Genomic DNA, 21,058 nt, shown 5'->3' with positions numbered 1-21,058 from the left:
TGCCTCGCACTCACCACCGTGCACGTCTATAATCGGCGGCTGACTTCAGCCGCAATCGAGCCGCGCCCGCCCATGTATAACCTGGCCCGCCAGTTACTGTTCAAACTCTCCCCGGAAACCTCCCACGATCTGTCCATCGACCTGATCGGTGCAGGCGGTCGCCTGGGGCTCAATGGCCTGTTCAACAAGGCGCCCGTGCGGTTGCCGGTGACGGTCATGGGCTTGCAGTTTCCGAACCCGGTGGGCCTGGCCGCGGGCCTGGACAAGAACGGCGCGGCCATCGACGGCTTCGCGCAACTGGGTTTCGGTTTCGTCGAGATCGGCACCGTCACGCCGCGTCCGCAGCCGGGCAACCCCAAGCCGCGGATTTTCCGCCTGCCCCATGCCGAGGGCATCATCAATCGCATGGGCTTCAACAACCTGGGCGTCGATAACCTGGTCAGCCGCGTGCAGGCCGCCAAGTACAACGGCGTGCTCGGGATCAACATCGGCAAGAATTTCGACACGCCGGTCGAGCGCGCCGTCGACGACTACCTGATCTGCCTGGACAAGGTGTATGCCCACGCCAGCTACATCACCGTCAATGTCAGTTCGCCCAACACCCCGGGCCTGCGCAGCCTGCAGTTCGGCGATTCGCTCAAGCAACTGCTCGAAGCGCTGCGTGTGCGCCAGGAAGCCCTGACCGGGATCCACGGCAAGCGCGTTCCGTTGGCGATCAAGATCGCCCCGGACATGAGCGACGAGGAAACCGTACTGGTGGCCAGCGCCTTGCTGGAGTCGGGCATGGACGCGGTCATCGCCACCAACACCACCCTGAGCCGTGAAGGCGTTGAAGGGCTGCCCCATGCCGATGAGGCCGGTGGCCTGTCGGGTGCGCCGGTACGTGAGAAGAGCACCCATATCGTCAAGGTGCTGGCGGGCGAACTGGGCGGCAAGTTGCCGATCATCGCGGCCGGCGGCATCACCGAAGGCCGTCATGCGGCCGAGAAGATCGCAGCCGGTGCCAGCCTGGTGCAGATCTATTCGGGTTTCATCTACAAGGGGCCGGCGCTGATTCGCGAGTCGGTTGACGCCATCGCGGCGATGTCCCGCTAAGCGCTGTTTTTTCAAGCCCAAAAAAGAGGGGCTCCGCTATGGAGCCCCTCTTTGGGCGCTAGCCCGCCGTCCGGATGGGACGTGCATGGTTATTTGCAAACGAAGCTGATTTTTTCCGATCTCTCTGTTTGAAGAAACCTTGATAAGTCGGGTTGTACCGTCGATTGTTGAGTGTCAGCCGACCGCGTGAAGTTCGTTGAGTCTGTGTATACCCGCAGTGCCGGTCATACCGTCCCAGTTGTCGCCGCGTCCTTCGCGCCAGCCGTTGATCCAGGCTTGACGTACTGACGGTAGAGTAAAGGGGCAAAGCTCACGGGATTTACCAGTTACGCCGTATTGATATCCGCGCGAAAAAGCTCTTTCCAACGGATCACGCTTAAGTCTTCTCATAGGGTGTTGCCCTCGTTTGTTGACTGTAATGTCCCTGGAGACCTCAGGTCGAGGTCGGGCAGAAATCTTCTGCCGTTGAATGCCCGCTGCCGGCGTCGCGGGCCTTGGTGCCATCGTCGTTGCGGCGACGGCCTGAGGTGATTTCTAACCATTGGGCGGGACGTTGTGAATGACCGTTTTGTCATAAGAACGTAACCCTTGAAGCATAAAGGCCATAAGTGCTGAATCGTTTCGAGTGGTTTTTTTCAGCCAAGCGCCCTGAAACGAGGGTCTTGATGAAATTTGCGAGTCGTTCTCATGTGCAAATGATGGCGGATTGACGTCAGATTTAAAACGACGAAGGGTCAAGGATGTGACTTTTTATTACTTCCGTTGTCGGGCTGAATAGTGGTTTTTTAATATCAAAAAGCGCGCCGGGTGTTTCTGGCGAGCATAAACGCCGCAGACGAAATGTATCGTCGCGGCATTGGCACAACCGGTGTGCCGCGCAGGCGTTCTCCACGAAAGACGCCTGTTGTAAATCGGGCGGGACGATGCGTCGTCCCGCCACTCACAGCCAACAGGCCTGGAATACTCATGTCGGACCGTTTCGAACTTTTTCTCACCTGCCCCAAAGGCCTCGAAGGTCTGCTCGCCGAGGAGGCCACTGCACTGGGCCTGCTCGAAACCCGCGAACACACCTCGACCATCCGTGGCAGTGCCGACATGGAAACCGCCTATCGGCTGTGCCTGTGGTCGCGTCTGGCCAACCGCGTGCTGTTGGTGCTCAAGCGTTTCCCGATGAAGAACGCCGAAGACCTCTACCACGGCGTCAATGACATCGAGTGGGCCGACCACCTGGAACCCGATGGCACCCTGGCCGTTGAATTCAGCGGCCACGGCTCGGGGATCGACAACACCCATTTCGGCGCCTTGAAGGTCAAGGACGCCATCGTCGACAAGCTGCGCACGCCTGAGGGCGACCGGCCTTCGATCGACAAGCTGAACCCGGATCTGCGCGTGCACTTGCGCCTGGACCGTGGCGAGGCGATCCTGTCGCTGGACCTGTCCGGCCACAGCCTGCACCAGCGCGGCTACCGTCTGCAGCAAGGCGCGGCACCGCTGAAGGAAAACCTCGCCGCTGCGGTGTTGATCCGGGCCGGCTGGCCGCGCATTGCCGCCGAGGGTGGCGCGCTGGCAGACCCGATGTGCGGTGTGGGGACCTTCCTCGTCGAAGCTGCGATGATTGCCGCCGATATTGCACCGAACCTCAAACGCGAGCGTTGGGGCTTCTCGGCCTGGCTGGGTCACGTTCCGGCCCTGTGGCGCAAGTTGCATGACGAAGCGCTGGCCCGGGCCGAAGCCGGTCTTGCCAAACCGCCGCTGTGGATTCGCGGCTACGAAGCCGATCCCCGCCTGATCCAGCCGGGTCGCAATAACGTCGAGCGTGCGGGCCTGTCTGACTGGATCAAGATCTACCAGGGCGAGGTCGGCACCTTCGAGCCGCGCCCGGACCAGAACCAGAAAGGCCTGGTCATCTGCAACCCGCCATACGGTGAGCGCCTGGGTGACGAAGCGAGCCTGTTGTACCTCTACCAGAACCTGGGCGAGCGCCTGCGTCAGGCCTGCCTGAACTGGGAAGCGGCGGTGTTCACCGGCGCGCCGGACCTGGGCAAGCGCATGGGCATTCGCAGCCACAAACAGTACGCCTTCTGGAACGGCGCCTTGCCGTGCAAGCTGCTGCTCATCAAGGTGTTGCCCGACCAGTTCGTCACCGGCGAGCGCCGCACCCCCGAGGAGCGTCAGGCCGAGCGCGAACAGGCGGCCTACGACCAGACCCCGGACGAGCCGCAGGAGCGCAAGTTCAACAAGAACGGCAACCCGATCAAGCCAGTGCCGGCTCCGGCGCCGGTCATCGAGCAGCCGCGCCTGAGCGAAGGCGGGCAGATGTTCGCCAATCGTCTGCAAAAGAACGTCAAGGCACTGGGCAAGTGGGTCAAGCGCGAGGGCATCGACTGCTACCGCGTCTACGATGCCGACATGCCCGAGTACGCCATGGCCATCGACCTGTACCACGACTGGGTCCACGTCCAGGAGTACGCCGCGCCCAAGTCCATCGACCCGCAGAAGGCGTCGATCCGCATGTTCGACGCGCTGGCGGCCATCCCCCAGGCGCTGAACATCGACAAGAGCCGTGTGGTGGTCAAGCGTCGCGAGCGTCAGAGCGGCACCAAGCAGTACGAACGCCAGAGCGCCCAGGGCAAGTTCCAGGAAGTCCAGGAAGGCGGCATCAAGCTGCTGGTCAACCTGACTGACTACCTGGATACCGGCCTGTTCCTGGACCATCGCCCGATGCGCATGCGTATCCAGCGCGAAGCGGCGGGCAAGCGTTTCCTCAACCTGTTCAGCTATACGGCCACCGCCAGCGTGCACGCGGCCAAGGGCGGCGCGCGCAGCACCACCAGCGTCGACCTGTCGAAAACCTACCTGGACTGGGCGCGGCGCAACCTGTCGCTCAACGGTTTCTCCGACAAGAACCGCCTGGAGCAGGGCGACGTCATGGCATGGCTGGAAGCCAGCCGCGACGAGTACGACCTGATCTTCATCGACCCGCCGACCTTCTCCAACTCCAAGCGCATGGAAGGAGTATTCGACGTGCAGCGTGACCAGGTGCAACTGATCGACCTGGCCATGGCGCGCCTGGCCAGTGGCGGCGTGCTGTATTTCTCCAACAACTTCCGCAAGTTCCAGCTGGAAGAAAACCTTGCCGAGCGCTATTCGGTCGAGGAAATCACCCAGCAGACCATCGACCCGGATTTCGCCCGCAACGGGAAAATCCACCGCGCCTGGAAAATCACCGCCCGGTGATGCCCATCGATGCGCTGACCGGCCCGGTCAGCGCATCGCAGCTTCCAGACAGAGCGACACACAGCACTAGGCTCCGTACGAAATGTCTTGAGACGAAGGTAAGGCAAGGCGAAAACAGCCGAGGAACGGCCGGGGTCGCGCCCGACTTTACTGGTTGTAAATGAGCATTCTGAGGCTGTTTTCAACGCAGCATGACCGAGTATCAGGACTTTTCGTACAGAGCCTAGGCAAATTAGTGGCAAATAGCTATAAGTGAACTCTGGCCGCGCGTTGCGGCAGCTCTGTGGCGTCATGAGTTCTGCGTATGTCGTCAAACCAGGCAAGCGCCAAGATCCTAGGTCTGATCAAAGTGGACACCTCGTCCTGGGTGGTGGCTTCGCTTGTGTTTGCAGCCGGCGTGCTGCTCACTGCGATGCTGGCACTGGCCAATGTCCAGGTCTATCAGCACCAGTTGCGCCAACGCTTCGAATGGCTTGCCAGCGAACGGGTCAGCCGCGTGCAGGACCGGCTCGAAGGCCAGATTCGCCGTCTGGATGGTCTGCGACGGTTTTTCGTGTATTCCGACGATGTCTCCGAAGAAGAATTCAACGGTTTCGCCCACCCCTTGCTGATCCTCACTCAGGCCTATTCCTGGGCGCCCAGAGTGATCGATGCCGACCGCCCGCAATTCGAAAGCACTGCGCAGCAATCGGGGCTGCGGGATTTTTCCATCCGCGACCTCGACGACCAGCAGCGCCTGAAGACCGCCCAGCCGCGTCCGGTGTACTTCCCCGTGCGCTACACCCAAAGCCGTAGCACGGTGGCACTGCCGTTGGGGTTTGACGTGAACTCCGAAAGCCGGCGCCAGGCCACCCTTGAGCAAGCCATCCGCGCGAACGGCATGGCGGCATCGCCGCGCATGGAGCTGGTCGGGCTGGAAGAGGAAAACCGCAAGGGCGTGCTGTTGGTGGCGCCGGTGATGAGCCGCCCGCACATCGGCGTGCCGGGGGCGGGAACCCTGCAAGGGTTTCTGATGGCGGTGATCAGCCTGCGCAAGATGTTGACCGAGGGCCTGCCGCCCACCGATCAGGACAATCTGGCCCTGACTCTGGAGGACATTACTGCAGGGCAACCGCCGGACCTCTTGTACGAATCCACCGCCCAGGCTGTGGGCGATGAGCTGCATGTCAGTCAGACGCTGACCTTCGCCGGGCGCGATTATCGGCTGATGATTCGTCCGACCGCGCTGTTCATCGGCACCAACCCCTCATCGAACGACAGCGTGGTGGTGCTCGGCGCGTTGTTGAGCTTCATGCTCAGTGCCTTGCTTTACGCGCTGATCAGCCAGCGCCAGCGTGCCCTGCGCCTGGTGGAGCAGCGCACGCTGATGCTGCGCCAGCGCGAACAGCAACTGCGCAATGCCCACGGCCAGTTGCGCAACGTGCTGGACGCCGCGACCCAGGTGGCGATCATCGCCACTGACCTGGAGGGGGTCATCACCACGTTCAACATTGGCGCCGAGAAAATGCTCGGTTACAGCAGCGCCCATGTGTGCGGGCAGTTGACCCTGCGCCAGTTGCACCTGCCCAGCGAACTGGCCGAGCACGTGTGCGAGTTGAGCCTGCGCTACGGGCGCTCGATCAAGGCCTGCGAGGCGATGCTGGTGGAGGCGGTGGAAGAGCACGGTCATCAGGCCCACGACTGGACCTTCGTGCGGCAGGACGGCAGCAAGCTGCGGGTCAACATGCAGGTCAGTCCGGTGCTGGACGAGCACGATCAGTGGATTGGTTATCTGGCGGTGTGCCTGGACATCACCGAGCGCAAGCGCGTGGAGGAAGAGTTGCGCACCATGTCGGTGACCGATGCGCTGACCGGGGTCTACAACCGCCGTTATTTCCAGGAGCGGCTGCAGGCGGAGCTGCTGCGGGTCGAACGGCATGGTGGGGTGTTCGCGGTGGTGATGCTGGACGTCGATCACTTCAAGCGCATCAACGATCAGTTGGGGCATGCGGTGGGCGACCACGTTCTGCAGGCGATCTGCAAGCGGCTGTGTCACCGGTTGCGGCGTAGTGATGTGTTCTGTCGGTTGGGCGGGGAGGAGTTCATGGTGCTGTGCCCGGATACCGATGGCGACCAGGCTTATGGGCTGGCTTCGGAGTTGTGGGCGGCGTTGCGGGCGGAGCCGGTGGACGGGGTGGGCAGGGTGACGGCCAGTTTCGGGATTGCCAGTTGGCGCAAGGGTGAGGGTGGGGATTCGTTGCTGCTGCGGGCGGATTCGGGGGTGTATGCGGCGAAGATGGCGGGGCGTGACAGGATCGAGCCGGAGTTGCTTTGATTGCTGGTGATGATCGTTCCCACGCTCTGCGTGGTAACGGGTTTCTTGACGCTCCGCGTCGCTGGGTGACGTTTGGATCCGGTGTGTATCCGTTGTTTGTGGTGGTGCTGAGGGCGCCTTCCGCCCTTACGGCGGGTCACTTTTGGCATTCGCCCCAAAAGTAACCAAAAGGGCTTTGCGACAGGCTGGGGTCCTTCGGACTTCCCTCGACTCCGGCGCCGTTCCGGGGGCACGCCATGATGGGCCATCCATGGCCCGCACGGCTTTCGCGGCATCCCTGCCGCTCATCCCCCTCCACGACACCTGCGCTCGGCCTGGCGCCTTGACGTCGCGTTCTGCGGCGTCTGTGCCATCGCGCACGAAGATCAAGATCAAGATCAAGATCTTTGGTTGTACACCGTCCCGTAGCAGCACGGCTTGCCGGCGGGAGCGATTTTGCGGACGCCATCGCGAGCAAGCTCACTCCTACGGGGTTGAGGTGACAAACCCGTAGCCGTCCGGCTTGCCGGCGTCGGCGATCTTGAGGACGCGGTCGCGGGCAAGCGCGCTCCTACGGGGTTGAGGTGACCACACCCGTAGCAGCACGGCTTGCCGGCGTCGGCGATCCTGCGGCCGCCCCCGCCGGCAAGACCGGTTTCACGCACTCATGGTCGGCGGCAATTCCATCAATTTGTCCAGGCTGATGGGCAGGTCACGGATTCGCTTGCCGGTGGCGTGGGCGACGGCGTTGGCGACGGCGGCGGCAAGGCCGGTGATGCCGATTTCGCCGATGCCCCGGGCGCCGAATTCGTTGAGTTCGTAATCCGGGTAATCCAGCAGGATCACATCGATCTCCGGCTGATCCGCATGCACGGGCACCACGTATTCGGCGTAGTTGTTGTTGACCGGCATGCCGTCGCGTTCGTCATAGTCCGTGGCTTCGAACAGCGCCATGCCCACGCCCATGACGATCGCCCCCTCGACCTGGTTGAGCGAGGTCTTGTGGTTGATCACCTTGCCGACATCGATCGCGCTGACCACCCGCGAAACCCGCAGCCGGGAGATGCCCGGATCCCAGCGTACCTCGACGAAGTGCACGCCAAAGGAGCGGAACGAATGCTTGCTGGTGTCGTTCATCCCGGTCTTGGCCTCGCCGAAGGCGCTGGACTGTTTCTGCGCCTTGAGCACGTCGGCGATGGCGAACGATTTCTCGCCGCTCTTCAACTGGCCTTGCTCGAAGCTGATCTGATCGACCTTGGTCCCGGCGAACACGCCCTTGGGTGCGGCGGAAAAGGCTTTCAATTGCTCCACCGCCTGGCGCGTGGCTTCGGCGATGGCTGGCAACACACTGGCGGTTGCCCATGAACCACCCGACACCGGCGCCGGCGGAAACGACGAGTTGCCCAGTTCGACTTCGATCTTGTCCAAGGGGATGCCGGTAATGCTGCTGACCACCTGGGCGACGATGGTGTAGGTGCCGGTGCCGATGTCCTGCACGCCGCAGATGGCGTAGGCGGTGCCGTCGGCGCGCAATGAAACCTGGGCCTCGGCGGGAGTGCGATAGGCGTCCCAGTTGCACGCGGCCATGCCGTAGCCAATGATTTCGTGGCCGTCTTTCATCGAGCCCGGCTTGGGATCGCGCTTGCTCCAGCCGAAACGTTCGGCGGCCTGGTCGATGCATTCCTGCAGATGGTTGCTCGACCACGGCAGGTCCTGGCTTTCGTCGCGTTCGGAGACGTTGAGCTTGCGAAAGGCCAGCGGGTCCATGCCGAGCTTGTCGGCCATCTCATCCATCGCCGACTCCAGCGCGAACAGCCCCGGTGCCGCGCCCGGTGCGCGCATGGAAGTGGGCGTGCCGCGATTGACCTCGATGGTCTTGTGGGTCACCTGCACATTGGCGCAACTGTAGAGACTCTTGGTCGAGGTGCCGCAGTTTTCCTTGTACGGGTCAGTGAAGGAGGTGGTGTTGATCGACTCGTGACGCACCGACACCAGCTTGCCTTTGTCGTCAGTCGCCAGCCGCAGGCGCTGTTGCGTCTCGGGCCGGTGCCCTGTGGTGGTGAACATCTGCGGACGCGGCACCACCAGTTGCACAGGGCGCTGGAGCACTCTGGCCGCGCCGCAGGCCGCCACCGAATGGGGCCAGATCCACAGCTTGCTGCCGAATCCCGAGCCGATGAAGGGCGCACGCACTTCGACCTTTTCCGGCACCAGGCCAAAGATCTTCGCCAGCGAATTGCGGTGGGCGACCACGCCCTGGCTCGCCTCGTAGACAATCAGCCGGCCGTCTTCCCAACTGGCGACGGTGGCGTGCATTTCCATCGGGTTGTGGGTTTCCACCGGGGTGGTGTAGGTCGCATCGATGCTGTGGGCCGCGCTGTCGAACGCTGCGCCTGCATCGCCTCGCGTGTGGCCGGGGCTGCCGTCCTGAAGCTTGCCGGCTTTCATGCCCTGGTCCAGGTTGGCCACGGCTGAGGTCTTGCTGTAGCTGACCTTGATCTTGTAGGCCGCAGCGCGGGCGTGCTCGAAGGTGTCGGCCACCACCAGCGCGACGAACTGGCCGGCGTAGTAGACCGTCTCGTCTTCGAACGGCAGGCGGCTTTCATCGGACTTTGCCGCTTTCAAAATCTGCGCGAAGGACATCGGCAACGCCGAGTTGTGGTACAGCTCGGGGAAGTTGCCGTGGTGGAAAACCTCCAGCACGCCCGGGGATTTACGCGCGGCGTCCAGTTCAAGGCCGGTGATCTTGCCGCTGGCAATGGTGCTGAACACGCCGTAGCCGTAGGCCATGTTCTTGAGGTGATGGTCGGAGGCGTACATCGCGCTGCCCGTGACCTTGCGTCGGCCGTCGATGCGGCGCGGCGCCGAACCTATGATGGGATCAGTCATGTGAAATGCTCCTGTCAGGCGCTCAGGGTGCTGAGGTTGCGCACGATCGCCTGTTGCCCCAGGGCAATCTTGTAGGCGTTGTGGCGGTAGGGTCTGGCACCTTGCAGCGCAAGCGCCGCGGCCTTTTCGATGTTCTGCGGTGTGAGCGTTGTGCCCTTGAGCGAGCGCTCGGCTTCCACTGCCCGCCACGGTTTGGTGCCCACGCCGCCCATGGCGATACGGACCTCACGCACGGTGTCACCGTCCATCTGCACGATCACGGCGCTGGACGCCAGGGCGAACTGGTACGAGGCGCGATCGCGAAGCTTCAGGTAGCCCGATTTGCTGCCCGCCAGCGGCGCGTCCAGAACGATGTGGGTGATCAGCTCGTCATCGAGCAGGGCGTGTTCTTTCCACGGCGTGGTCCCGGGCAGCAGGTGGAAGTCGAGAAAGTCGATGCTGCGCGAGCCTTTCGCACCCTGCACCTGAACCTTCGCGCCAATTGCCGCCATGGCCACGCACATGTCCGAGGGGTGGGTGGCGATGCACTGTTCGCTGGTACCCAGCACTGCATGCACGCTGCGGTTATGGCCGTCGATGGCGGCGCAACCGGAGCCGGGCTCACGCTTGTTGCAGGCCGAATGGCCGTCACGGAAATAGTTGCAACGCACCCGCTGCATCACGTTGCCGCCGGTGGTGGCCTTGTTGCGCAACTGGGTAGTGGCCCCGGACAGCAACGCCTGGGACAGCACCGGGTAATGCTCGACGATGTAGTCGTGCTGGGCGAGGGCGGTGTTGGTCACCAGCGCGCCAACTCGCACGCTGCCGTCTTTCTGCACTTCGATCTGCTTGAGGGACAGATGATTGACGTCGATCACCTGGTCGGCGGGCATCACGTCAAGCTTGACCAGGTCCAGCAGGGTGGTGCCGCCTGCAAGGAAAAACGCTGACGGGCTCTTCGAATGGCTGGCAACCGCCTGCTCGACGCTGCTTGCACGGACATAATCAAGGGCTCTCATCAGCTCACCTCCTGCAACTTGATCCGCGCGCTCTGTATCGCCGCCAGGATGTTCTTGTAGGCGCCACAGCGGCAGATGTTGCCGCTCATGGCTTCGCGCACGCTGTGGTCATCCTTGCCGATGTGCGGGTCTTGCAGCATGGCGACGGCGCTCATGATCTGGCCGCTGGTGCAGTAGCCGCACTGGTAGGCGTCGTGTTCCCAGAAGGCTTCCTGCACCGGGTGCAGCTTGCCGTCGTTGGCCAGGCCTTCGATGGTGGTGATTTCGTCGCCTTCGTGCATCGCCGCGAGCGACAGGCACGAGTTGATCGCCGTGCCGTTGACGTGCACGGTGCAGGCGCCGCATTGCCCGTGGTCGCAACCTTTCTTGGTGCCGGTGAGGTGCAGGCGGTCGCGCAGCACATCGAGGAGGGCGGCATTGGCGGGCAGGTTGAGGGCGTGGGTCTGGCCATTGACCTTGAGCGTCATGCGCCGCTCGTCAGCAGCGGGCGGGTCCGTATCGTCCGACACGGCTGCCTGGGCTTCCAGCGCCTGGGTCCAGATCGGTGCCGTGGCAGCGGCCAGGCTGGTCACGCCGATGGATTTCAGGAAGTTGCGCCGCGAAGGCGCGGTGAACGGCTTGAGGTCGGATTCGTTCGGGTTCGTTTCAGGCTGATCGGTCATGGACAGGTTCCTCGTCAGCATGGAGTCAAACCTGGCACCCGACGGTGGGCGAGTGGGCAGGCGTCTACGGCAGGGGTTGCGTGAAGCGATCAACGATAAACAATCATTGGCCTGCGCATTGATTCGAATATCTGCATGTACTCATGAGCGTTTTTCTCTAATCCACGGCGCGCCTGTGAATGGCGTCTTGGAGTGGGAGGCATGAGCGCAGGGGTAAAGGTTGTGACCCGTGTGGGCGGGGATGGTTGCGGGAAAGTTCCGACCAGTTATCGTGCGAACACGACCCGTAGCAGCACGGCTCGCCGGCGGGAGCGATCTTGAGGACGTCCCCGCCGGCAAGCCGTGCTGCTACGGGCCGGATGAAGTTTCTGCGTCAGGCGGCCGACGCTTCTTCCTTGAGGGTCGCCATGTCGATCACGAAGCGGTACTTCACATCGCCCTTGACCATGCGCTCGTAGGCTTCGTTGATGTCTTTCATGTGGATCATTTCGATGTCCGACACAATCCCGTGCTTGGCACAGAAATCCAGCATCTCCTGGGTCTCTTTCACGCCGCCGATCAAGGATCCGGCCAGGCTGCGGCGCTTGAAGATCAGGTTGAACACCGAGGGCGACGGGTGCGGATGGTCCGGCGCGCCGACCAGGGTCATGGTGCCGTCGCGCTTGAGCAGGTTCAGGAACGCATCCAGGTCATGGGGGGCGGCCACGGTGTTGAGGATGAAATCCAGCTTGTTGGTCTGGGTCGCCATCTCCTGCGGATCCTTGGACACCACCACTTCATCGGCGCCCAGGCGCAAGCCGTCCTCACGCTTGTTGGGCGAGGTGGTGAACAGCACCACGTGGGCGCCCATGGCGTGGGCGATCTTCACCGCCATGTGCCCCAGCCCGCCGAGTCCCACGACACCGACCTTCTTGCCGGGGCCGACCTTCCAGTGGTGCAGGGGCGAGTAGGTGGTGATGCCGGCGCACAGCAGCGGAGCGACGGCGGCCAGGTTGTCGCTGTGGGAAATCTTCAGGACGAACTTTTCCTTGACCACGATCTTGTCCGAATAGCCACCGAAGGTGTTCTCGCCACCGAACACTGGCCCGTTGTAGGTGCCGGTAAAGCCGCTCTCGCAATACTGCTCATCGCCTTCGGCGCAGGACGCGCAGTGCTGGCAACTGTCGACCATGCAGCCGACGCCCGCCAGATCGCCGACCTTGAAGTTCTTCACGTTGGCGCCGACGGCCGTGACCTTGCCGACGATTTCATGCCCTGGTACCGACGGGTACAGCGTGTTGTTCCACTCGTTGCGGGCGGTGTGCAGGTCCGAGTGGCAGACGCCGCAGAACAGAATGTCGATCTGCACGTCGTCGGCGCCCGGGTCACGACGTTCGATCTGGAAAGGCGCCAGGCGGTCGGTGGGTTTTTGCGCGGCATAGCTGTAAGTCTTGATCATGTTCGATCATCTCCAGTTGGGCAAAAGGGCTTCGGATATCCGCATCCGCACAGAGGCGCGGTGCGTAAACAGGTCAACAAGGGACAGGGGTCGCAAGTGGCAGTTCAGCTGACAAGCGTGCGTGAAAATTCTTTCATTTCAGTGGTCGTCTGCCGATAACGAAGTAGGGCATTCCATGAAATGTCGTGAAATGCGGATTTTTCGTCGTTTACAGGCAGCAATTACCGATATGGCGCTTGCATCCCTCTGTCAGACCCCATGAAGATAGACCAGTCCCACGCTGGCAATGGAGCGCCTGTGAATTTTCATGTATCGAACCCGCCGCAGCGCTCGCCATCCTCCAATGAACAGGTGGCGCAACAGCCTGGCGATGGGGCCCAACGTCTTGTCTCGCTGAGTGACGAGCAGCCGCTCGACGCGTTGCTGCGTGCCGCGCAGGAGGCCGCTCCCGACCTCAGCTGGGCGGCCTATCGCGCCAACCAGCACATGCATTTGCTGGCCCAGGGGGCACAGACCACCGAATGGCCCAGGCTCATCCCCCGTGAAGGCTTCGATGCCTTTTGTCGCGACCACGGCTTGCAGCGCTGGGCGACAGGGCAGGGTGAATCTGCGCTGGGATGGTTGCTGACGCCGGAGCGCGAATCGGGCAATCCGTTCCTGCATGCGCTGGCGAGCAAACTGGGGTTGCGTTTGCAGGCCGACGCACTGGCCCGGGCCCAGGCGACCCAGCGGGTGCTGTATGAAATCACCTATTTGGCCAGCTCGACGCGGGATCGATCGGCGTTCCTGCAGGGCGTGCATGAGCAGTTGTCGACGCTGATCGACGCGGAAAACTTCTACCTGGCGCTCTACGAGAGCCACAGCGGCAAGATAACCTACCCCTATTACATCGACATTACTGACGTGGACGCTCTGGAGGCCGAAACTCAGGAGTTTCTCGATCCCGAACGCCTGTCCATGACCGGCTACGTGCTGACCACCGAGCAGCCGCTGTTCGTCAACGCCGCGGACATCGAGCGCGCCCAGGCTCAGGAGCGCTTCCATTGCGTGGGGCACCGTCCGGAATTCTGGATGGGGGCGCCGCTCAAGAACGCATCCGATGATGTGTTCGGCATGCTGGCGATGCAGGTCTACGACCTGTCTAGGGTGTACAGCGTCGAAGATCAGGAACTGTTCCTGGTGGTGGCCCGTCACGTGGCCATGGCGCTGGACCGTATCCTGCACCGGGTGCACCTTGAAGAAACCGTGGTCCGTCGCACGCTGGAGCTGTCCCGGCTCAACGACGCACTGCGTAGCGAAGTGGCCGACCGCGAACGGGCCGAGCATCTGCAGAGCGCGCTGTTCCAGATCACCGAGCTGTCCAGCCAGCCGGGGGACATGGCCGACCTGTTCGAACGCCTGCACGGCATTGTCGGCGAGTTGCTGTTCGCGCTGAACTTCTACATCGCCCTGTTCGACGATGACACAGGGGAGGTGACCTTCCCCTATTACGTGGACGAGCGTCTGGTGCGCCGGCCTGACCCGCGGCGGGGCGAGCGGGGCTTTACCGAATACGTGATTCGTCAACGCCGGCCCTGCCTGATCGACAGCGCCGAGGCGCGGCGGCTGGAGACCACCGGTGAAATCACCATCCAGAATGAAATCAACCGGTCCTGTTCCTGGCTGGGAATTCCGTTGTTCGACGGCGACGTCGTGCGCGGCGTGCTGGCGGTGCAGAGTTACTCGCCACATGTCAGCTATTCGCTGCGCGATCAGGACCTGTTGACCTTCGTTTCCCGGCATATCGACACCGCACTGTCCCGCCGCAGCGCGGCCGAAGCCATTCAGACCGCCAATCTGCGACTGGAAGCCCGGGTGCAGGACCGCACCCGCGAGCTGGATTACGCCAACGCCAAGTTGCAGCATGAAAACGCCCACGACTCGCTCACCGGCCTGCCTAACCGCAGCCATCTGCAACAGAGCCTGCACGGTGCCTGGGGCGAATTCTGCGATCACGGCCAGGAGCTGGCGGTGATGTTCATCGATCTGGACCGCTTCAAGATGGTCAACGACAGCCTGGGGCACCATTCGGGCGATCAGCTGTTGATCCAGGCGGCCGACCGTCTGCGCAGTTGCATGCGCGATTGCGACCTGCTGGCGCGCCTGGGCGGGGACGAGTTTGCGGTGCTGGCTTATCCTGCGCCGCCGGACGTCGCCATTGCCATCGCCGAGCGCATCCTGCTGGCCTTTGACGTGCCGTTCTACATCGACGGGCATGCGGTGTTTTCTTCGTGCAGCATCGGTGTCGTGGCGGCTGACCTGCAATTCCACAGCGAACCGGCTGACCTGTTGCGCGATGCCGACACCGCGATGTACCGGGTCAAGAATGCCGGGCGCGACAGTTACGCGGTGTTCAACCAGGAGGTGCGCCGCGAGGTTTCCGACCAGATGGAGCAGGAGACGGCGCTGCGCAACGCGCTCAAACGTACCGATGAGCTGCTGCCGTATTTCCAGCCGATCATAGACGTGGAGAGCGGCCAGATCCTGGCGCTGGAGGCGCTGATTCGCTGGCGCCAGGCCGATGGCCGGGTGATCGCACCGGGTCAGTTCCTCCCCGCGCTGGAGGGCCTGCGCCTGATTGGCCGGCTGGATTTCTACATGCTCCAGCAGGTGGTGGCCTTGCTCGCCCAGCCCGAGCACGCGCACTGGCCGACGGTGCATGTGAACTGTTCCAGCTACAGCATCAGCCGCCCAGAATTCGCCAATGAGGTGCTCGGGCTGCTCAGCCAGCACGGCGTGGCGCCATCGCGAATCTGCCTGGAGCTGACAGAAGGCGCACTGGTGGCCGAGCCTGAACTGGCACGCCAGACCATGGAACGCCTGGCCACCAATGGCGTGTCGGTGGTGCTCGATGACTTCGGCGCTGGGTTCTCGTCGCTGAGCTACGTGCACCAGTACCGTTTCAGCGGCTTGAAGATCGACAAGTCCTTCACCCTGGAACTGACCACCAGCTCACGCAGCCGTGCCATCGTCCGCGCCATCGTGCGCATGGCCGAATCCCTGGGCCTGACAGTGGTGGCAGAGGGCGTGGAAGATGCCGACACTTTGCAACTGCTGCGTGAAATGGGCGCAGGCCAGGCGCAGGGGTACTACTTCTCGATGCCGGTGCCTCAGGAGAAGCTGGATTTGAGCGGGCTGGTCTGAATCCCCCGCAGCAGTCCGGCTTGCCAGCGTTAGCGATCTCAAGGCCGCCCCCGCCGGCAAGCCGTGCTGCTACGGGATTGAGGGATGCCTTCCATCATTGATTGCTCCGGATCCGTGGGAGCGGGTCTGCCTGCGAAAGCGGTGGCTCAGGCACCCCCGAGGCGTCAGGGCCGGCGCCTTCGCGGGCAAGCCCGCTCCCACAGCTATCGGTGCGGCCCTCACAATTGTGGTCACCACCGGTCCCGTAGCAGCACGGCTTGCCGGCGGGGCGGCCTTCAGATCGCTTACGCCGGCAAGCCGGACTGCTACGGGTTTGAGGGATGTCTTCAATCATTGATTGGTCAGGATCCGTGGGAGCGGGCTTGCCCGCGAAAGCGGTGGCTCAGGCATCCCCGAGGCGTCAGGCCCGGCGCCTTCGCGGGCACGCCCGCTCCCACAGCTATCGGTGCGGCCCTCACAATTGTGGTCACCACCGGTCCCGTAGCAGCACGGCTTGCCGGCGGGGCGGCCTTGAGACCGCTGACGCCGGGAGCCGGACTGCTACGGGGCTTCCTGCAAACGCTGGCCGAGGCTTTCGATGAACACGCTTTCGGCGCGGCTCATTTTCTGTTCGCGGTTCCACAGCAGGTGAATGTCCACGTCGGCGATTCCCTCATGGGGCGGCAGGCGCCACAGCAGGCCGTTTCTTTCATCCTCGGCCACCACGTGCTCGGGCAGGCAGCCCAGGCCATAACCTGCGATCACCAACCGGCGCACTTCTTCAAGGCTGGGCGATGAGGCGACGATGCGGCCGCTGAAGCCCTGCTGGTCGCGGAAAATGGTCAGCGGCGAGAGCATTCCGCCGATCTGATCGCTGGTGAAACTCACGAAATTCTCCGATTGCAGGTCGCTCTCGTTGAGCCTGTCCCGGCCAAACAAGGCGTGGTGCCTGCCGCAATAGAACCCGTAGCGCTGACGCAGGAACAGCCGTTGCTCCAGCCTTGGCTGTGGCCGACGGTTGAGGCTCAGCCCCAGGGACGCGGTCTTCTCCAGCAAGGCAGCGACGATGTCGGAGCTGCGCATCACATCGATTTCCAGGTCGACCCTGGGGTGTTCGCGATGGAAGTCGGCAAGAAAACGGTCGAAGCGTTCGGAGACGATCCGGCTGATCATCAGCAAGCGTACCTTGCCGATTACCTCGTCTCCCGGCTGTTGCAGGGCGCTGCTCAGTTGCGAAACCTGCCCATACATCTCGCCGGCAATGGCGAAAATCTGTTCCCCGGCCTCGGTGAGGTCGAAACGCGGCCCGCGCCGGGCAATCAGCTGGCAGCCCAGTTGCTCTTCCAGTCGCTTGAGGGCCTGGCTGATGGCTGGCTGCGTCAGGTGCAGGCGGGCGGCGGCGCGGCTGATGCTGCGTTCCTGACCGATCACCCGAAAGGTGCGCAGCAGGTTCCAGTCCAGGCGGTCGTTGAGCAAAGGGTGCACGTCGCGGCGAAGGTCGGACACAGGGCAGGGCTCGATAATAAGCAGAATTTATAATTCGAATAATAAATAGAAAATTGACTAATCATAGCCCCGAGCCGAAAAATCACCTCACACAAAGCGCCATCAGAGCGCACATGCGACTGCTTTCTCCTGCCAGAAAAACAAACCCAAAGGAGCCTGATCCATGAAGCCCATCGCTTCGCCCCAGCCACGCCGCGCGGCGGCTGCCGCCTTCATCGGCACCATGATCGAGTGGTACGACTTTTACATCTATGCCACCGCCGCCGCGCTGGTGTTCGGCCAGCTGTTCTTTCCCTCCGACGACAAACTCTTCAGCACCATGGCGGCATTCGGCACCTTCGCCGTGGGCTTCTTCGCCCGGCCGCTGGGTGGCGTGGTGTTCGGCCATATCGGCGACCGGATCGGCCGCAAGAAGTCGCTGGTCATCACCCTGGTGATGATGGGCGTGGTCACCGTCTGCATCGGCCTGCTGCCGACCTTCGCGCAGATCGGCACCGCCGCGCCAGTGCTGTTGATTCTGCTGCGAGTGGTGCAGGGCATTGCGGTCGGCGGCGAATGGGGCGGTGCGGTCTTGATGGCCGGTGAGCACGCGCCCAAGGGCCGCCGCAATTTCTTTGCATCCTTCGCCCAACTGGGCAGCCCGGCGGGCCTGATTCTGTCGCTGCTGGCGTTCAGCGCCGTGACCCGGCTGCCCGAGGCCGACCTGATGAGCTGGGGCTGGCGCCTGCCGTTCCTGGCCAGCGCCTTGCTGCTGGTCGTGGGGCTGGCGATTCGTCTGGGCGTGAGCGAATCCCCCGAGTTTCTCGCCGAGAAGGACCAGCGCGCCAAGTCCGTGCGCAAGGAGCAGGCCCCTGTGCTCGAGGTGCTGAAAACCTCATGGCGCCCACTGCTGCTGTGCATCGGCGCCAATACCCTGGGCATCGCCGGGGTGTATTTCACCAACACCTTCATGATCGCCTACAGCACTCAACAACTGGGCCTGCCGCGTTCGCTGATCCTGGAGTGCCTGTTCTTCGTGGCGATCATCCAGTTCTGCATTCAGCCGGTGGCCGCCTGGGTGGCCGAGAAGATCGGCGCCACGCGTTTCCTGTGCATCATGGCCGTGCTGGCCATGGCCTCGCCATACCCGATGTTCGTGCTGGTCAGCACCGCCCAGGCGCCGCTGATCATTGCCGGCATCGCCCTGGCGGTGGTGTGCATGGCGTCGTTCTATGCGGTGATCGCCGGGTACGTCAGCGGCATGTTCGAAACCCGCGTGCGCTACACCGCGATCTCCCTTGCCTATCAGGTGTGCGGCGCCATCGCCGGTGGCCTGACGCCGCTGATCGGCACCTGGCTGGCCCACCAATACACCGGTCAGTGGTGGCCGATGGCAGTGTTCTACAGCCTGATCGCCGCACTGTCGCTGGTCTGCGTGCTGGCCCTCTCGCGCCGCCACGCCACGGCCCATCGCCTGGAAATGGCGTGATCCGCTCTACGATTCAAGGAGTCTGACGATGTTGAAAATCAATGGCGAGCGCCTCTGGCAAAGCCTCATGGCCATGGCCGAAATCGGTGCCACGGCTCGCGGTGGCAGCTGCCGGCTGGCCCTGAGCGAAGAAGACAAGGCCGGACGCGAGCTGTTCGCCCACTGGTGCCGCGAAGCCGGGCTGACCCTGAGCGTCGATCGCATCGGCAACCTGTTTGCTTGCCGCGCAGGCACCGACCCCGAGGCTGCGCCGGTGATGATGGGCAGCCATCTGGACACCCAACCCGAAGGTGGCCGCTTCGACGGCGTGTACGGCGTGCTGGCCGGGCTTGAGGTGATTCGTCGCCTCAACGACCTGAACATCCAGACCCGCAAGCCGCTGGAAGTTGCGGTCTGGACCAACGAGGAGGGCGCGCGCTTCACCCCGGCGATGCTCGGCTCGGCAGTGTTCACCGGCAGCCTGTCGCTGGAAAAAGGCCTGGCATCCACGGATGCCGAAGGCGTCAGCGTCGCTCAGGCGTTGGCCAGCACCGGCTATGACGGCGAGCGCCCGTTGGGCGGTGCGGTGGATGCGTACTTCGAGGCGCACATCGAGCAGGGCCCGATCCTTGAGGACAACGGCAAGAGCATCGGCGTGGTCACCGGCGGGCAGGCCATTCGCTGGCTGGACGTACGCGTCGAGGGCATGGCCGCTCATGCCGGCACCACACCGATGAAGCTGCGCAAGGACGCCCTGTACGGCGCCGCCCGGATGATTCAGGCGCTGGAAGAACTGGCCGGGGATTTCGCCCCTGAAGGCCTGACCACGGTGGGCGAACTGAGCATCGCCAAGTCCTCGCGCAACACCATCCCGGGCCTGGTGAATTTCACCGTGGACCTGCGTCACCACCGCGACGAGGCCATCGACGCAATGGAGCAGCAGGTGCGTCAGCGGTTGCAGGAGATCGGCACGCAGCGTGGCCTGAGCGTGAGCATCGACCCGCACTGGATCAGCCCTGCCACGCCGTTCGATGGCGAGTGCGTGGCGGCGGTGCAGCAGGCGGTCGATGGGCTCGGATACGACCAGCAGCGCATCGTCAGTGGTGCCGGGCACGATGCGATTCACCTCGCACGGTTCTGTCCGACCGCGATGATTTTCATCCCCTGCGTAGGTGGCCTGAGCCACAACGAAGCCGAAGACGCGTTGCCCGATGACGTTCGCCAGGGCAGCGATGTATTGCTCAACGCCGTGCTGACCCGCGCCGGGCAAGTCGATCAAGGAGACCTGTGATGCGCAGCTTTTTCCATCCTGAACAACTCTTGCACCATCCTCGCAGCTACTACTCCCGGGGCCAGATGCGCACGCCGCAGGAAGTCCCCGAGCGTGCGCAGAATCTGCTGAAAGCCGCCAAGGCACTGGGTTTTGCCATCGAGCAACCGACGGATTTCGGTCTCGACCCATTGCTGGCCGTGCATGGCGCGCCGTATCTGGCATTTCTCGAAGAGGCCTGGCTGCGCTGGAAGGAAGTGCCGGAAGACTGGGGCGATGAGGTCATGTCCAACATCTTCGTGCGTGAGCCCAACGCCTTGCGCGGAATACTGGCCCAGGCCGGGCGCTACCTGGCCGACGGCAGTTGCCCGGTGGGCGAGCTGACCTGGCGCTCGGCGTACTGGTCGGCGCAAAGCGCAGTGGCTGCGGCCAAGGCTATTGTCGATGGCGAGCCGGCTGCCTATGCGCTGTGCCGCCCGCCGGGGCACCACGCCCGCGCAGAAGCCGCCGGTGGCTTCTGTTACGTGAACAACGCTGCCGTGGCGGCTCAGGTGCTGCGCGAGCGCTTCCATCGCGTGGCCGTGCTCGACACCGACATGCACCACGGCCAGGGTATCCAGGAAATCTTCTACACCCGCAACGATGTGCTGTACGTATCGATTCACGGCGATCCAACCAACTTCTATCCGGGTGTCGCCGGTTTCGACGATGAACGCGGCGAAGGCGAGGGCGAGGGGTTCAACCTCAACCTGCCGATGCCCCATGGCGCCAGCGAAGCGCTGTTCATGGACAAGCTGGAGCAGTCACTGGCCGCCGTGAAGGATTTTCAGGCTGACGCACTGGTGCTGTCCCTGGGCTTCGACATCTATGAGCTGGACCCACAGAGCAAGGTGGCCGTGACCCGCGAAGGCTTTGCCAGGCTGGGTGAGCGGATCCGCAGCCTGGGGTTGCCCTGCGTGATCGTGCAGGAAGGCGGCTACCATCTGGAAACCCTGGAGAGCAACGCCACGGCGTTCTTCGACAGCCCGCAGGCGTGGCGTCTGGCGGATTGACCGGCTGAA

Annotated in this window: 13 protein-coding genes; 7 read left to right on the top strand and 6 right to left on the bottom strand. The window is 63.2% G+C overall.

The features are described from left to right. The first annotated feature begins 72 nt into the window (after positions 1–72). Entirely contained in the window at positions 73–1,095 is a 1,023-nt protein-coding gene (locus NPS29_RS14405) for a quinone-dependent dihydroorotate dehydrogenase (RefSeq protein ID WP_274133392.1), read from the top strand. Between the two features lie 174 nt (positions 1,096–1,269). Here the strand turns inward: NPS29_RS14405 and rmf are convergent, their stop codons facing one another. Further along, positions 1,270–1,485, bottom strand: a complete 216-nt coding sequence (gene rmf / locus NPS29_RS14400) for a ribosome modulation factor (protein ID WP_010223328.1) — start codon at positions 1,483–1,485, stop codon at positions 1,270–1,272. A 576-nt stretch (positions 1,486–2,061) separates the two neighbouring features. Here rmf and rlmKL point away from each other — a divergent pair. Both rlmKL and NPS29_RS14390 read left to right on the top strand, forming a co-directional pair. Beyond that, positions 2,062–4,332, top strand: a complete 2,271-nt coding sequence (rlmKL, locus tag NPS29_RS14395; RefSeq protein ID WP_274133390.1) for a bifunctional 23S rRNA (guanine(2069)-N(7))-methyltransferase RlmK/23S rRNA (guanine(2445)-N(2))-methyltransferase RlmL — start codon at positions 2,062–2,064, stop codon at positions 4,330–4,332. 304 nt (positions 4,333–4,636) lie between these two features. Continuing rightward, positions 4,637–6,646 carry a sensor domain-containing diguanylate cyclase gene (locus NPS29_RS14390; RefSeq protein WP_274133389.1) on the top strand — a complete coding sequence of 670 codons (2,010 nt, stop codon included), beginning with the start codon at positions 4,637–4,639 and terminating at the stop codon, positions 6,644–6,646. A gap of 636 nt (positions 6,647–7,282) precedes the next feature. On the opposite strand, the gene NPS29_RS14385 is transcribed toward NPS29_RS14390, so the two are convergent. The 4 genes from NPS29_RS14385 to NPS29_RS14370 all read right to left on the bottom strand — a co-directional run bounded on the left by NPS29_RS14385 (position 7,283) and on the right by NPS29_RS14370 (position 12,612). Next, positions 7,283–9,514, bottom strand: coding sequence for a xanthine dehydrogenase family protein molybdopterin-binding subunit (locus tag NPS29_RS14385; RefSeq protein WP_274133388.1), 2,232 nt, complete (start codon positions 9,512–9,514; stop codon positions 7,283–7,285). A 14-nt stretch (positions 9,515–9,528) separates the two neighbouring features. Continuing rightward, entirely contained in the window at positions 9,529–10,512 is a 984-nt protein-coding gene (locus NPS29_RS14380) for an FAD binding domain-containing protein (RefSeq protein WP_274133387.1), read from the bottom strand. After that, positions 10,512–11,174, bottom strand: a complete 663-nt coding sequence (locus tag NPS29_RS14375) for a (2Fe-2S)-binding protein (RefSeq protein ID WP_274133386.1) — start codon at positions 11,172–11,174, stop codon at positions 10,512–10,514. Before NPS29_RS14375 ends, NPS29_RS14380 begins: the two co-directional genes overlap by 1 nt. A gap of 373 nt (positions 11,175–11,547) precedes the next feature. Beyond that, positions 11,548–12,612, bottom strand: a complete 1,065-nt coding sequence (locus NPS29_RS14370) for an NAD(P)-dependent alcohol dehydrogenase (protein ID WP_274133385.1) — start codon at positions 12,610–12,612, stop codon at positions 11,548–11,550. 297 nt (positions 12,613–12,909) lie between these two features. On the opposite strand from NPS29_RS14370, the gene NPS29_RS14365 reads away from it, so the two are divergent. Continuing rightward, the gene (locus NPS29_RS14365) at positions 12,910–15,795 is read left to right on the top strand and encodes a sensor domain-containing phosphodiesterase (RefSeq protein WP_400611111.1); all 2,886 of its coding nucleotides are present in this window, start codon (positions 12,910–12,912) and stop codon (positions 15,793–15,795) included. A 540-nt stretch (positions 15,796–16,335) separates the two neighbouring features. Here NPS29_RS14365 and NPS29_RS14360 read toward each other — a convergent pair. Next, entirely contained in the window at positions 16,336–17,280 is a 945-nt protein-coding gene (locus NPS29_RS14360) for a LysR family transcriptional regulator (protein ID WP_274133384.1), read from the bottom strand. 163 nt (positions 17,281–17,443) lie between these two features. On the opposite strand from NPS29_RS14360, the gene NPS29_RS14355 reads away from it, so the two are divergent. The 3 genes from NPS29_RS14355 to NPS29_RS14345 are packed head-to-tail and all read left to right on the top strand — an operon-like array spanning position 17,444 to position 21,049. Next, positions 17,444–18,748, top strand: coding sequence for an MFS transporter (locus NPS29_RS14355; protein ID WP_274133383.1), 1,305 nt, complete (start codon positions 17,444–17,446; stop codon positions 18,746–18,748). Positions 18,749–18,776: 28 nt separating this feature from the next. Further along, entirely contained in the window at positions 18,777–20,018 is a 1,242-nt protein-coding gene (locus NPS29_RS14350; protein WP_274133382.1) for a Zn-dependent hydrolase, read from the top strand. Beyond that, a complete protein-coding gene (locus tag NPS29_RS14345) occupies positions 20,018–21,049 on the top strand; it encodes a histone deacetylase family protein (RefSeq protein WP_274133381.1) in 1,032 nt (343 codons plus the stop codon). The genes NPS29_RS14350 and NPS29_RS14345 overlap by 1 nt, the downstream gene beginning before the upstream one ends. Positions 21,050–21,058: the final 9 nt, after the last annotated feature.

This window comes from Pseudomonas putida (assembly GCF_028682175.1).
Classification (GTDB): domain Bacteria; phylum Pseudomonadota; class Gammaproteobacteria; order Pseudomonadales; family Pseudomonadaceae; genus Aquipseudomonas; species Aquipseudomonas putida_AD.
This window is presented reverse-complemented; position numbering and strand designations above follow the sequence as displayed.